Annotated in this window: 13 protein-coding genes, 1 tRNA gene and 1 pseudogene; 11 read left to right on the plus strand and 4 right to left on the minus strand. The window is 55.6% G+C overall.

Features of this window, described 5'->3' with window-relative positions:
- The first annotated feature begins 203 nt into the window (after positions 1-203).
- Positions 204-1,163: an Abi family protein gene (locus tag JJE36_01040; protein MBK5210905.1), complete on the plus strand. Its 960-nt coding sequence runs from the start codon at positions 204-206 to the stop codon at positions 1,161-1,163.
- 73 nt (positions 1,164-1,236) lie between these two features.
- On the opposite strand, the gene JJE36_01045 is transcribed toward JJE36_01040, so the two are convergent.
- Positions 1,237-1,497: a tyrosine-type recombinase/integrase gene (locus JJE36_01045; GenBank protein ID MBK5210906.1), complete on the minus strand. Its 261-nt coding sequence runs from the start codon at positions 1,495-1,497 to the stop codon at positions 1,237-1,239.
- A gap of 111 nt (positions 1,498-1,608) precedes the next feature.
- Here JJE36_01045 and JJE36_01050 point away from each other — a divergent pair, with 111 nt between their 5' ends.
- Both JJE36_01050 and JJE36_01055 read left to right on the plus strand, forming a co-directional pair.
- Complete coding sequence (locus tag JJE36_01050) at positions 1,609-2,082, plus strand: virulence RhuM family protein (protein MBK5210907.1); 474 nt, start codon at positions 1,609-1,611, stop codon at positions 2,080-2,082.
- A pseudogene (locus JJE36_01055) lies at positions 2,025-2,552 on the plus strand (virulence RhuM family protein). The gene JJE36_01050 and the pseudogene JJE36_01055 overlap by 58 nt, the downstream one beginning before the upstream one ends.
- Before the next feature lie 39 nt (positions 2,553-2,591).
- On the opposite strand, the gene metA reads toward JJE36_01055, so the two are convergent.
- Positions 2,592-3,542: a homoserine O-succinyltransferase gene (gene metA / locus JJE36_01060; GenBank protein ID MBK5210908.1), complete on the minus strand. Its 951-nt coding sequence runs from the start codon at positions 3,540-3,542 to the stop codon at positions 2,592-2,594.
- 18 nt (positions 3,543-3,560) lie between these two features.
- Positions 3,561-4,835: an O-acetylhomoserine aminocarboxypropyltransferase/cysteine synthase gene (locus JJE36_01065; protein MBK5210909.1), complete on the minus strand. Its 1,275-nt coding sequence runs from the start codon at positions 4,833-4,835 to the stop codon at positions 3,561-3,563.
- A gap of 262 nt (positions 4,836-5,097) precedes the next feature.
- Between JJE36_01065 and JJE36_01070 the strand changes: the two genes are divergently transcribed.
- The 3 genes from JJE36_01070 (at position 5,098) to JJE36_01080 (ending at position 7,641) form a co-directional block, all read left to right on the plus strand.
- Positions 5,098-5,190 (plus strand) — tRNA-Ser (locus JJE36_01070).
- A 776-nt stretch (positions 5,191-5,966) separates the two neighbouring features.
- On the plus strand, positions 5,967-6,785 hold the full coding sequence (locus JJE36_01075) for a hypothetical protein (protein MBK5210910.1): 819 nt from the start codon (positions 5,967-5,969) through the stop codon (positions 6,783-6,785).
- Positions 6,769-7,641: a hypothetical protein gene (locus tag JJE36_01080; GenBank protein MBK5210911.1), complete on the plus strand. Its 873-nt coding sequence runs from the start codon at positions 6,769-6,771 to the stop codon at positions 7,639-7,641. The genes JJE36_01075 and JJE36_01080 overlap by 17 nt, the downstream gene beginning before the upstream one ends.
- 162 nt (positions 7,642-7,803) lie before the next feature.
- Here the strand turns inward: JJE36_01080 and JJE36_01085 are convergent, their stop codons facing one another.
- Positions 7,804-8,742 carry a LysR family transcriptional regulator gene (locus tag JJE36_01085; protein MBK5210912.1) on the minus strand — a complete coding sequence of 313 codons (939 nt, stop codon included), beginning with the start codon at positions 8,740-8,742 and terminating at the stop codon, positions 7,804-7,806.
- Positions 8,743-9,119: 377 nt separating this feature from the next.
- On the opposite strand from JJE36_01085, the gene JJE36_01090 reads away from it, so the two are divergent.
- The 5 genes from JJE36_01090 (at position 9,120) to JJE36_01110 (ending at position 13,449) form a co-directional block, all read left to right on the plus strand.
- Positions 9,120-10,562: a UbiD family decarboxylase gene (locus JJE36_01090; protein MBK5210913.1), complete on the plus strand. Its 1,443-nt coding sequence runs from the start codon at positions 9,120-9,122 to the stop codon at positions 10,560-10,562.
- A 67-nt stretch (positions 10,563-10,629) separates the two neighbouring features.
- A complete protein-coding gene (locus JJE36_01095; protein ID MBK5210914.1) occupies positions 10,630-10,836 on the plus strand; it encodes a vanillic acid non-oxidative decarboxylation protein in 207 nt (68 codons plus the stop codon).
- Positions 10,837-10,987: 151 nt separating this feature from the next.
- Complete coding sequence (locus tag JJE36_01100) at positions 10,988-12,430, plus strand: anion permease (GenBank protein MBK5210915.1); 1,443 nt, start codon at positions 10,988-10,990, stop codon at positions 12,428-12,430.
- A 36-nt stretch (positions 12,431-12,466) separates the two neighbouring features.
- On the plus strand, positions 12,467-13,036 hold the full coding sequence (locus JJE36_01105; GenBank protein ID MBK5210916.1) for a UbiX family flavin prenyltransferase: 570 nt from the start codon (positions 12,467-12,469) through the stop codon (positions 13,034-13,036).
- Positions 13,036-13,449, plus strand: a complete 414-nt coding sequence (locus JJE36_01110) for a hypothetical protein (GenBank protein ID MBK5210917.1) — start codon at positions 13,036-13,038, stop codon at positions 13,447-13,449. Before JJE36_01105 ends, JJE36_01110 begins: the two co-directional genes overlap by 1 nt.

The following is a 13,449-nucleotide window of genomic DNA, read 5'->3' on the forward strand; positions in this document are numbered from 1 at the left end:
AGCGCTTTGACTTAATCGGCTTATAACCGCAGGTCAAAGCGCTGTTTTTTATTTGTCAAAGTTGCAAGTACTGCCTAAAGTCAACGGAAATAATGGCATTTGAGGGCAGGATGCGACACAAATGGCGGGAAAAGGGCAGGAGGCAAGGTCTCTGCATAGCAGTGTTATCATTCATACATTGAAACGATTCTGTGGGAGGATGTATGGAGCAAGCTGATAGTCCGATACTAAATATCGAAGAGCAGATTAAACACCTTAGAAGTAAGAATGTGAATTTCTATATTTGTTCCGAAAAAGATGCGCTACAGTATCTTTCAAAAAATAATAATTACTTTAAGCTGCGTGCATATCGAACGGGATTCGAAAAATATCTCGAAGGTAAAAATAAAGGGAAATATATTGATTTAGATTTTGGGAAATTGCAGGATCTTGCCATTATCGATATGGAACTACGTTACTTGCTGTTACATATGACTCTTGATGTTGAGCATTTTGCGAAAGTGCGGCTCTTAAAACTAATAAGTGACAAAGGGGAAGACGGGTACTCGATTGTCAAAGACTACATTAATAGTCTTGACGATACGAGCAAAAATATACTAATTGGCGGTTTGAAGCGACAAGAAGATAGCTGTTATTGCGGCGGCATCGCGACTAAATTTTCTGGCAACTATCCCGTATGGGCTTTTTTGGAGATAATATCGTTTGGAACGTTAGTCCATTTCTATAGATTTTGCTGGAAAAGATTCGACAGCGACAGTTTAAAAAGTGAACATTTTTTATTACTTGGGGTGAAAAGTTTGCGAAATGCCGCAGCGCATAATAGCTGCGTGATTAATGATTTGAGCCCAGGTAAGCCGCCCTTCAAAACCCATGATTTAGTTACGCGGGCATTGGCTAAAGTTGGGCTAACGCCAGATTCGCGCATAAAGAAAATGAGTAATACAAAGATTCAACATATAGTGACATTATTGTTTGCTCATACATACTTTGTTGCAAGTGACGGGGTACAGCAACATGTGAGCCGAAGTCTGCAATTGGTTACTACTAGGATGTTTAGAAATATAGATTATTATGAAAAAAATGAAACCATTAGCACCAGCTTTCTCTTTATAAAAACTGTCATTGACAAGTGGTTCCCAAATACGGATAATAAGAGCACATAAAAAAACAGATTACTGTTTTGCAGGGTGGCATTATGAGTTTGTGATGTCAGCCTGTTTTTTGTTTATATAAGAGTTAACTGCCAGCTGCCGCTTCATACCCTTTATCGATAATTGCCACATCATCGTGCAAGTTGGTGAGCAGCGGACGCACGTACTTATTCAGAGTTGTTGTAACGTCGCAGTGGCCAAGCCATTTGCTGACACTAGCAACATTCATCCCAGAACGTACGGCGGCCGTAGCAAAGCTGTGTCGCAGTGACATGATTGTGATGCGTGGCACATCGTTCGTTGTTGTGAACGTGCGTACGAGTCGGCCACCTGTTTGTGGATTCAAGCGCTTGCCACGAGCGTCGGGTACCACGGGCCAAATCTTTACGATGTTGCCTTCATTTTGAAGCTCGCGTAGACGCTTGAATGCATAGGCGGGCCCTAGTTATAGTCCGGAATGATTTTGGTGTTTTCGGAGGTGTCAGAGCGGGCCCATTGTGCCCCTGTGTGTATTGTGTTTGGCTGTGCCGCCGACAATATATCGCTGCATCTTAAAAACATTTATGCAGAACACGAATTGGATGAAACCGCAACTACCGAGGAATTCTCGGTAGTTCAAAAAGAGGGTGAACGAGAGGTCGCAAGAACCGTTCATTGCTATTCGTTAGAAGCGATCATTGCGGTCGGCTATCGCGTCAATTCCGAACGTGGCACACAGTTCCGCCAATGGGCAACGAACATTCTGCATCAGTATATTCAAAAAGGATTTGCAATCGACGATGACCGATTCAAATATGGCTCGCGGTTCAGTACGCGCTATTTTGATGACTTGCTCGAAGAGATTCGGGATATCCGCGCCAGTGAAAGTATAGTATGGCGAAGAAGAAAAAGAACGAAATCACAGTTCGTTCCAGCGCAGCTGAGTACCTGACATTCGTCGCGGCGACAGGCGCTAACGAGCAGAGTGTCGAAATGCGTTACGAGGACGAGAACATATAGTTGACGCAGAAAATGATGTCTGTGCTATACGATGTCAGTATTCAGAACGTCGGTCAGCATATCAAGAAAATTTTCGCCGACAGCGAGCTTGACCGGGGGGCAACTATAAAGAAATACTTTATAGTTCAAAACGAGGGCTCACGCGAGGTTGAGCACTACAACCTGCAAATGATAATCACAGTCGGCTTCAAAGTGAATAACGAACATGCCGTTCAATTCCGTAAGTGGGCTAATGCCATAGTCAAAGACTACACCACTCAGGGGTGGGCTATGGACGCCGACCGTTTGAAAAATACCGCATCATACAAGACCGCCTGTTCGAGAGTGACTTCGACCACTTTGTCGCACTCGAACAGGGTGCAAAGCAAATTCAGCAGACATTGTCTGCGGAATCCGACGTGAGTGACAACGAATGAAGTTGTAGTTCAGATATCGGCAGTTTCAGGCGTTGCTCGCCGCTTTGATTTTTTCACGGGTCGCCAACTCGTCGAGGTCATAAGGCGTTTCTTGATATACACAATAGTTTACCCAATTGCTGAACAGCAGACTGGCATGCGCTCTCCACGTCATTTTCGGCTCGCGTTGGGGATCGTCGTCAGGGAAATAATTGTGAGGAGTCTCAATGTCGAGGCCTGCCGCCTTGTCGCGCTCGTACTCGAGTTTCAACGTGTCGGCATCGTACTCGCTGTGACCGGTTACGAACACACGCCTGCCGTCCTTCGAAGCCATGAGAAATGCCCCGGCCTCATCGGAGTAGGCGAGAAGTTCTATCTCTGCGCAGTCGATGATGTCTTGGTAGAGCACGGTTGTGTGACGCGAGTGGGGAGCATTGAATGTGTCGTCGAACCCACGTGTGAGCTTGTTCTTGTCGTCGGTGACCGTGTGCGAGAAGATACCGAAGACTTTCTCGCTGAGCGTGCGCTTATCGATACCGTAATAGTGGTAAAGCCCGGCTTGAGCGGCCCAACAGATGTGGAGGGTGGAGTAGACGTTCTCATCCGCCCAGTTCATGATCTCGACCAGCTCATCCCAGTATTCGACCTCGTTGAAAGCGAGGTGCTCGACCGGCGCTCCCGTGATTATCAAGCCGTCGAACTTTTGCTCCTTGATGTTATCGAATGTGTTGTAAAACACATGCAGATGCATCGGGTCGCTATGCGTCGGTTTGTAGGTCGCGGTGTGCAGGAACGTCACCTCGACTTGGAGCGGCGAGTTGCCCAGCACGCGCAAGATCTGAGTCTCGGTCGTTTCTTTCGTCGGCATCAGATTGAGAACCACTATTTTCAGCGGTCGGATATCTTGTTTCGATGCACGTTTATCAGTCATCACGAAGACGTTCTCTTTTGCGAGAACGTCTACCGCGGGTAAACCGTCTTTTATTTTTACAGGCATAAAACTTCAGTCCATTCTTTAAGAAAGTGCTTGCTCCAAATCGGCGATGATGTCTCTCGGATCTTCGATGCCGACCGAAAAGCGAATCATCCCGGGAGTTACGCCGCAAGCACGGAGTTGTTCGTCGTTGAGCTGGCGGTGCGTATGGCTCGCGGGGTGGAGTACGCACGTCCGAGCATCGGCCACGTGTGTCACGATCGCCGCAAGCTTGAGTGAATCCATGAACTTCACGGCCACTGCTCGTCCACCCTTGATTTCAAAGGAGATGACACCGCACGTGCCGTTCGGCATGTACTTTCGTGCGAGTTCGTAGTAACGGTCGCCGGGTAGTCCCGGGAAGTTCACGAGTTCGATGTCATCGCGGTTTTTCAACCACTGCGCCACCTCCAAAGCATTTGCGCAATGCCTCTGCATTCGAAGCGACAATGTTTCCAACCCGAGGTTGAGGAGGAACGCATTTTGCGGAGCCTGAGTCGAACCGAGGTCGCGCATAACCTGAACGGTCGCCTTGGTGATATAGGCGCCCTTGCCGAAACGTTCGGTATAGGTTACGCCGTGATAACTCTCGTCGGGCTCGGTGAGACCGGGGAACTTATCGGCGTGGGCATCCCAATCGAAATTGCCGCTGTCGACTATCGCGCCGCCGACCGCGCTGGCGTGCCCATCCATATATTTGGTGGTGGAGTGCGTGACGATATCGGCGCCCCACTCAAACGGGCGACAATTGATGGGCGTGGGGAACGTATTGTCAACGATGAGCGGAACGCCGGCTTCATGGGCGAGCGTCGCGAACTTTTCAATGTCGAGTACCGTCAGCGAGGGGTTTGCGACGGTTTCTCCGAACACACATTTGGTGTTTGGGCGGATAGCCTTGCGGAGTTCCTCGAGAGGCGCATCGGAGTCGACGAACGTGACGTCGATGCCCATCTTTTTCATGGTCACGCCGAACAGGTTGAATGTTCCGCCGTAAATCGAAGCGGCGGACACGATGTGGTCTCCGGCACTGCAAAGGTTGAACGTCGCGAAAAAGTTCGCAGCCTGTCCGGAAGAGGTGAGCATCGCCGCGACACCGCCTTCGAGCTCTGCGATTTTTTCTGCGACTGCATCGTTTGTGGGGTTTTGGAGGCGCGTGTAAAAGTATCCGCTTTCTTCCAAATCGAAGAGGCGGCCCATCTGCTCGGTCGAATCGTACTTGAACGTCGTGCTCTGATAAATCGGAAGTACGCGCGGTTCTCCGTTGGCAGGGTGCCAACCCGCTTGGACGCATAGGGTATCTCGTTGATAATCGCTCATGTTTCCTCCGATATATGTGGCGCATTGAGTCATAGTGTCAGTTTGTATTGTTTCAGGGTAACGGATTTAGCCGGGTCTTGCGGGGGGAAGTTGGTAATATAAGTTGCATTTTTCGTGTATGGTCATTTACGGCGCGGTTCTCACCTGCCGGATGCTGTTCATGCGAGTATCGATTTCTGCGGGCTTTCGGTTTTTTGAAGTCGGCTCACCCATCTTCTGCTATCATAATGAACGCAAACACGAGCAAGGTGTTGCCCCATGCGGAGGGGTGGCAGAGTGGTTGAATGCGGCGGTCTCGAAAACCGTTCTACGGGCAACCCCCGTAGCGAGGGTTCGAATCCCTCCTCCTCCGCCAGCGATTTTTTATACTGTCAGGCGCTTTCCGGGCCTGCAGTTTTCTTTTTATATGCCATCATATACTGTCATGTCATTCATGCATTTTTACGTCAAAATATGGTTCGATCTGTGTCACCTTTCCGTCCCCATGATACGCAAATGCTGTGCCAACACTTTTTGTGATATGCCGCTCTAGTTGCTTTTTGTAAGTCGGTTTGCTTGCTTTTTGTATGTTAGGAAACTTGCATATTGTAAATCGTTCCTACTTTCGCTGACTTATGAAGACATCCAGAATGACACTCACTCCCAATGGATATAAGGCACGCGTCATCGTTAGGTCTGAGGCGATTAGGGTTTTCATGGGTGAGGGGGATCCCATTCGGTTTTGTGGGCTGGTAGGCAAGGTGGTTGTTGCCTCAAACAATGGTGTTGTGCGGATTGCGCAACATATAATTTCGAGACAACACACTAGGAAAATGGGGGCGCTTGACGGTTTTGTTGTCTGGATTTATACTATTGTGCATGATGAACAACACGGCATATCCAGACAACACCCCAACACCGATCGAGGTGCAGAAACGGCTGCAGGAACAGCTACCCCACACGTGGCGAGTTTGCCTTCTTGGGCGGGTTGAGAATCAGCGAGGTCCCGACGCTGTGTTGGAGGTCCAAACCCCTGACAGCCGGCGCATAAGGATATTCGTCAAGATTATGCGTCGACTGGAGCCAGCCGTCGTGCCTCGTGTGGTTGAACAGATGCGGTCGTGGGTCGACTCGTCAGCGATGGAAAAACCAATGGGGGAATTTCTTGTGGCGGCACCCTACTTGAGCGAACGCACTCGTGAGAAGCTACGCGATAGCGACCTCAACTACCTGGACTTCACGGGCAACAGTTATGTGACTATCGAAAAACCTGTTGTTTGCATACGTACGCAGGGAGCTTCGAAGGACCCCGACAAGTCATCTCGACCGATGCGGTCTCTGCGTGGAATCAAGACGGCCAAGATTGTGCGCACTCTGGTGGATCTCCGCCTGCCCTTGGGAGTCCGACAGATTGCTGAATTTGCAAAGACGGACCCCGGGAATGTTTCCCGTGTGCTCAATCTTCTTGGACGCGAGGATTTGGTTCAGCGGAGTTCGCGGGGGGGCGTTCAGCAGGTCGATTGGAACGGGTTGCTCAGGGCATGGTCTCGCGATTACTCAATGATCGGTTCGAATAGGTATTACATGTATCTCGACCCTCGCGGACTCGGAAATTTCCTTTCGCGGTTGCAGACACTCCCAACCGGTATGCGCTATGCGGTAACGGGCTCCCTCGCTGCGGCACGACTGGCACCTGTGGCTCCTGCAAGGTTGGGGGTCGCTTTTGTCGACGATGCAGCAACTGCTGCCGACTCCCTGGGGCTGGTGCCAGCCGAAACGGGCGCGAATGTAATGCTTTTGGTACCCAGAGGTGACTTCGTCTTCGATAGAGTGAGGATTGATGAAGGGGTGCGGTACGTCGCTCCCAGCCAAGCGGTTGTTGATCTGCTTACGGGCTCGGGTCGCAATCCATCAGAGGCTGAGGAGCTCTTGGACTGGATGAGAAGGAACGAGAATGTCTGGAGAACTTAGCCAAGAATATGTCGTTGCGCGTCAAGCGCTACTGGATGCCCTAGAGGCGTTTGGCCCTCAGCGGGTAGCCGTGGTGCTTGTCGGGGCGCAGGCAATCTACCTGCATACCGGGAATGCCGGTCTTGCGGTTGCTGAATCCACCACGGATGCGGACGTCGCTTTTGATCCTTCGTGGCTCGTCGAAGACCCTGTATTGGCTGTGGCTATGAGAGAAGCTGGGTTCTTCCGTGAGGAGAACGGAAGCGGGATTCCTGTTGGCACCTGGTCATCCCTGCGGGTGATATCCGGCGTGTCAGCTGTAGTGAAAGTGGATCTTCTAGTTCCCGCGGTACTGGGAGGTGGCGGTAGACGCGCAGCAAGGATCGAGGGTCAGGAACTGGGCTCAGTGCTCAAAGTGTCTGGGATTGAAGGCTGTCTGGTTGACTGCGAGATCCACACCATCTCCTCGTTTGACCCAGCCGATAATCGTTCGTTCGAGATAAAGGTGGCGGGTTCGGCCTCACTGTTGGTCGCAAAGGTCATTAAGCTTAATGAGCGAGAAAATCAAGCAGCGACTGGTCGCGACAGACGAAAGTACAAAGATGCTCTCGATGTGCTGCGGCTACTTCGTGCGGTGAAGATTGAGGAGTTGGTCGATGGTCTCAGACGGCTCTTAGGCAACGAGTTGTCGAAGGACGTAACTGAAACGGCAATTGACGCGCTTCCGAGACTCTTCGGCGACCCTGATAGCCCTGCCAGTCTGATGGCTGGTGAGGCGGCTGCGCCGGCGGAACCAGCCGACGTGATTGCCAGTTCATGCGCAGCGTTGGTTGGAGAGTTGATCGAGACTCTCGGTGAGGCTGGTTTGACAGCGTGAATCCGTACCGATAATCCTCTTTGAAAACCGTTCTACGGGCAACCCCCGTAGCGAGGGTTCAAACTCCTCCTCCTCCGCCAGATAATGACATGAAGACGCCCGCCCCCCGATGACGAGGGGCGGGCGTTTCTATTGGAACCTTTTGCTCTCTTACTTACAGAATTACTTCTCAGTCGACTTGTGAATCGGCGTGGGCTTCCGCGTCCACGTCTCCAGCGGGGTCATGTACCTCGAGGAGAAGTGCTCGACCAGCCGCTGCGCGGGCGCGGTGAGGGCGCGGTCCTTGGGAATCACGAGCCCGATCACGGTGTAGAGCGGTTCGCGGAGCGGGACGCAGGTGATCGACGACTCGTTCCCGCCGTGCGTCAGCCCGCGGGGGAGCGCGGTGATCCCGATGTTCCGCGCCACGGCGGCGATGAGGGGTTCGTGGCGCGTGTGAGTGAACGTGACGTTCGGGAAGAAGTCGTGCTTGCCGCATTCCTCGGCGAACGCGATGTAGACGCCCGAGTGCTCATTGAGCATCACAAAGCGCGCGTCCTTGAGCTCCTCGATTGAGACGCGCTGCTGGCGGGCGAGAGGATGCTGGTTCGAGCACACGATCACGATCTCGTCGCGGATGAGCGGGATGCAGTCGTACTCGTCGGGTGAGACCAGGTCAGTCCGCAGGATCGCGATGTCGAGGCGGTGCAACTCGAGCCTCTTGAGAATCTCCTCCTGGTTGCGCTCGCAGAGGTCAACCTGGACGCCGAGGTTATCGGCCTGAAAGTCCGCGAGGTCCGTGACGAGGTCATAGGCGCTCGTGAGCGGAAGTGCCCCCACACGTACTCTGAGCTGGGCGGAATCGCTGTACTGCGCCAGCCGCATGATGACGTTCTCGTAGTTCGTCGAGGTGCTGTTGGCAAACTGGAGGAACGTCTCCCCGGCCGGGGTCAGGGAGACGCCGGCCGAACCCCGGACGAACAACTCGGTGCCGAGCTCCTCCTCCATCGCCTTGATCTGCTTGGAGAGGGCCGACTGCGACACGTAGGCGCTCTCGGCGGCATGGCAGAAACTCCTGAAGCGCGTGACCGCGAGGAAGTATTTGAGTTGCGCGAAGTTCATAGGCGAATCCCTCTGTTGGGGGCCGGCGCCGTCCTGTGGGCGGGGGCCTTGCGCGCGGTCATCGACCGTGCACTGCACAAATGATACCAATTATTTTACACTCGCGCAGGGCCGACATCCGGCGGCTGCGGGCCTGCGCGTTTCCATCGAGGCAACCCGTCTTTCCCTCCTGCTCATGGCCGCGGTCTGCCAACAGGGGTCTTTCGCAATCGGCAACCCGGAACGCTCAGACCGAATTGCACAAGCGCGTGGGGGAGGCCACAGTCGAAGTGCGTTCGGATGCCTGCGTAACCCGGTGGCATCATCTCTGGCCGCGCGGGACGCAGTATCCGGGATCCCGCAAGCGATTAATTAGATGCACTGAGAAAGGAGTTCAGATGGCAAAGACCTACAAGGATTTACGGGAGTTCTTGGCGACCCTCGAAGAGGAGGGCCAGTTGGTTCGTGTGAAGGAGGAGGTCGACCCCGAGCCGGATATCGGCGCTGCGGGTCGTGCCGCATCGCGCGTTCCGAACGGCCCCGCGGTCCTCTTCGAGAAGATCAAGGGCTACAAGGGCCAGGTCGTCACGAATGTCCACGGCTCGTGGCAGAACCATGCACTCATGATGGGCATGCCCAAGGATACCTCCACAAAGGCGCAGTTCGAGGAACTCAACCGTCGCTGGGACAAGTTCCCGGTCCCTCCCAACGTCGTCTCCCGTGATGAGGCGCCGTGCAAGCAGAACACTATGTCGGAGGATATCAACCTCTTCGAGATTCTGCCGCTCTACCGCATCAACGAACAGGACGGTGGCTTCTTCCTCTCGAAGGCGTCCGTCGTCTCCGGCGACCCGGAGTTCCCCGACGACTTCAACAAGCAGAACGTCGGCACCTATCGCATCCAGGTCAAGGACAAGGATCGTCTCGGCATCCAGGCGCTGGCTATGCACGACATCGCGGTCCAGCTTGAGAAGGCCGAGCGCAAGAACGAGCGTCTGCCGATCGCTATCTCCCTGGGCAACACGCCGCTCGTGACGTTCATGGCCTCGACCCCTGTGGGCTACAGCCAGAACGAGTACGAGTTCGTTGGCGCGCTGCAGGACGGCGTCCCGACCGACATCGTCAAGGCCGACACCGCACCGCACCTGTTCGTCCCGGCCGGCGCCGAGGTCGTGCTTGAGGGCTACATCATCCCTCGCGCTCGCGTCGTCGAAGGTCCGTTCGGCGAGTTCCCGGGTTCCTACTCAGGCGCCCGTCTGCAGTGCGAGGTACAGATCACCCACGTCACGTACCGCACCGACCCGATCTTCGAGAACCTCTACCTGGGCATGCCCTGGACCGAGATCGACTACCTGATGGCTCTCAACACCAGCGTGCCGCTCTACAAGCAGATCAAAGAGAGCTTTCCCGAGGTCGTCGCCGTGAACGCCATGTACAGCCACGGCATCGGCGTTATCATCTCCACCAAATGCCGCTATGGCGGCTACGCCAAAGGTGTCGCCATGCGCCTGCTCTCCACGCCACATGGCATGCCGTACTCCAAGATTGTGATCATCGTCGACGAGTTCGTCGACCCGTTCAATCTCGAGCAGGTCATGTGGGCGCTGACCACGCGCGTCCAGCCTTCGAAGGACGTCACGCTCATCGAAAACGCCGCCGGGATGCCGCTCGATCCGTCGAGCTACCCAGCCGGCATGACCACCAAGATGATCATCGACGCCACCACTCCTGTTCCTCCGGAGCCCAACCCCCGCACGGTCGAGCTGCTCAAGGACCCGGTGGACACCGAGAAGTACATGACCATCATCCGCGACCTGCAGAAGGCCATTGAAGACAAATAGTCCGGCCCGGCTGCGCTGGAAGCATCCTGTGTAGCGAAACGAACGATAAGACTTAAGGAGGTACTACATGAAGTGTCCGCGCTGTGACAGCGAGAAAACCCGGACGATGGTCAAGTCCCCGGTGGGGGATGTCTGGGAGGTCTTCGTGTGTGAGAACTGCTGGTACTCCTGGCGCTCGACAGAGACGCCCGTCGTGATTGAGAAGTTCAAGCTCACCGACGATATGATCGCGGGGCTCGGAGTCATTCCGCCGATTCCGCCGCTCGACATCTAGACTTCGGAGCCGGTCCGGGGGAGCTGCACCGCAGTTTCCGCGGACCGTCCGTCCGGTGTGTTCACCTCAAACCCGGTGCGTACGACACGGGGAGTGTCCGTGCATCGGCCAACAACAAGAAGGAGAAAAAGTGGAACAGATCAAGCATTTAATCACGAAGCGTGAGATCGGCTTCGTGCTCGGAATCCTTGTCGCCGCTGTCATCTGGCTTATTCCGATCCCCGCCGCGGCACTGAGCACGGGTGGGCACATCACTCTGGCCCTCACGCTCATGACCGTCGTCTGGTGGGCGTTCCAGATCACACAGCCCGGCTACACTTCAGGTGTGTTCTTGGCGCTGCTGGTCATCTTCAAGGTCATCCCGGGCATCGCGGCTACAGCGACGGCCAAGGCCGTCCCGTCCGCGGTCGCAACGGCGGCCGTCGTGTTCAAGTCATGGACCGGCACGACCATGTGGCTCGTCATCGGCGCCTACCTGATCGCGACAGCGGTCAAGACGTCGGGGTTGGGCGAGCGCATCGCCTACAACTATATGCTGCGGTTCGTGAAGTCGTATCGGAGCATCATCGTCGGTATCTTCATCCTGACCTTCGGGCTGAGCCTGCTCATCCCGCATCCCTGGCCGCGCGCTTTCCTGATCATGTCGGTCATGGCAGTCGTCATCTCCAGCTCGAAAATCCCGCGGGTGGATGCGATTAAGATCGGTCTGACCGTCTTCGCGGCGTCGGTGCCGGTCTCGCTGATCTTCCTGACGGGCGACTCCGTCATCAACCCGCTGGCCATCGCGGCTTCCGGCGTCGAGCTCAGTTGGGTCGGCTGGTTCATCCAGATGGGCATCCCCGCCATCGTCGCCAGCGTCATCACCTGCCTGCTCATCCTCGTGCTCTTCAAGCCCTCGCAAGAGGTCACCATCAACAAGGATGAGATCCGCGACAAGATCGCGGGTCTGGGCAAGCTGAGCGGCATTGAGATCCGCACCATCGTCTGGCTCACCATCGCCATCACCCTGTGGATGACGAACAGCGTGCACGGCATCGACATCGGTTGGGTCACCCTGATTATCGCGATGCTCATGAGCATGCCGATCATCGGCAACATCCTGAAGCCGAAGGACTGGGCCCAGGTCCCGATGCAGGTGCTCATCTTCCTGACCGCGGCCATCGCGATCGGCACCGTCGGTGGCGCCACTGGCATGAACGCGTGGATCGCCCACACGTTGCTGCCATCCACCGCCCCGACGAACTTGTTCCTGTTCGCGGCGGTCGTCACCATCATCGCCATCGTGATCCACATGCTGCTCGGCAGCGTCATCGCGGTCATGGGCGTCGCCGTACCGGCGATTCTCGTCTTCTCGCAGGCCATGGGCCTCAACCCGCTGGTTCCGACGCTGCTCGTCTACACGGCGATCGCGTCGCACTACTTGCTGCCGTTCCAGCACCTCAACATGCTCGTCGGCGCCGCCGAGGACACGGGCGGCTACACGCAGAAGGAGACGCTCCGTCTCGGACTGCCTCTCACGCTCGGCGTGTTCATCGTGACGATGGGCGTCGAGATCCCGTGGTGGACGTTCACCGGTTTCCTCCACAAAGGCTGACATTCCGGGCATTGCACGACTAGATTGGGAGTGACGATCATGCGGATTATCGTTGGAGTATCGGGTGCGAGCGGTGTGGTGATGGGCTACTACCTGCTGTCCGCCCTCAAGCAGCACGAGGATGTCGAGGTCCACCTCGTCGTGACCGCGGGAGCTCACAAGACGTGGGCGCTCGAATGCGACAAGTCGCTGGACGACCTCTACGCGCTCGCCGACGTGGTCCATGACGACGCGAACCTCGCCGCTTGCATCTCGAGCGGGTCGTTCAAGACCGATGGCATGATCGTCATCCCGTGCTCCATGAAGACGCTCGCGGGCATCTCGGCCGGTTACGCTGCCAACCTGCTCGTGCGTGCGGTCGACGTGTGCCTGAAGGAAGAGCGCAGGGTCGTGCTGGTGCCTCGGGAGATGCCGTTCGGCAAGGTTCACCTTCGCAACATGGCGACGGCGGCCGACCTGGGTTGCGTCATCGTCCCGCCCATGCTCACGTTCTACAACGGCCCCGTGACCCTCGAGGATCAGATAGACCATGTCGTGGGCAAGGTCCTGCGGTTCTTCGGCCTCGAGCACGACAAGTTCGTGCCGTGGGAAGGTGCTGATATCTGATGAAGCTCATAGCTGTCGGTCATGGCGAGGCCCCTCATCGTGTTGAGGCTGCGATTGTGTTCTGCGGTCCCGACGTCTCGGTCTGCTTCGGTGGCGGGGAAGCCCATCACATCGGGGCGGTTGCTTTGGGGATCCCCCGGCCGAGCCTGGCCGACAACTCGGCTCCGTCCGCGTCGGCGAGCGTCCTGTGCGTCACCGGTCACAAGGAGGACGGGCTTGCACGAGCGGCCGCCCTCGAGTTGGCCACGGAGTTCGGCTGTCGCGTGAACGTGGCGGCGGGCCTCCACGTGGACGGCGCCACCGCCGACGATATCCGGCTACTCAACGAGAACTACATCGCGGTGCTCGCGGATGTGAAGCGCCGCATAGCAAGCGAGATGGGCGAACCGTCCGAAGGAGGGCTTGATGACTGA

The organism is Coriobacteriia bacterium (genome assembly GCA_016649875.1).
In the GTDB taxonomy this organism is placed as follows: Bacteria; Actinomycetota; Coriobacteriia; order WRKU01; family JAENWW01; genus JAENWW01.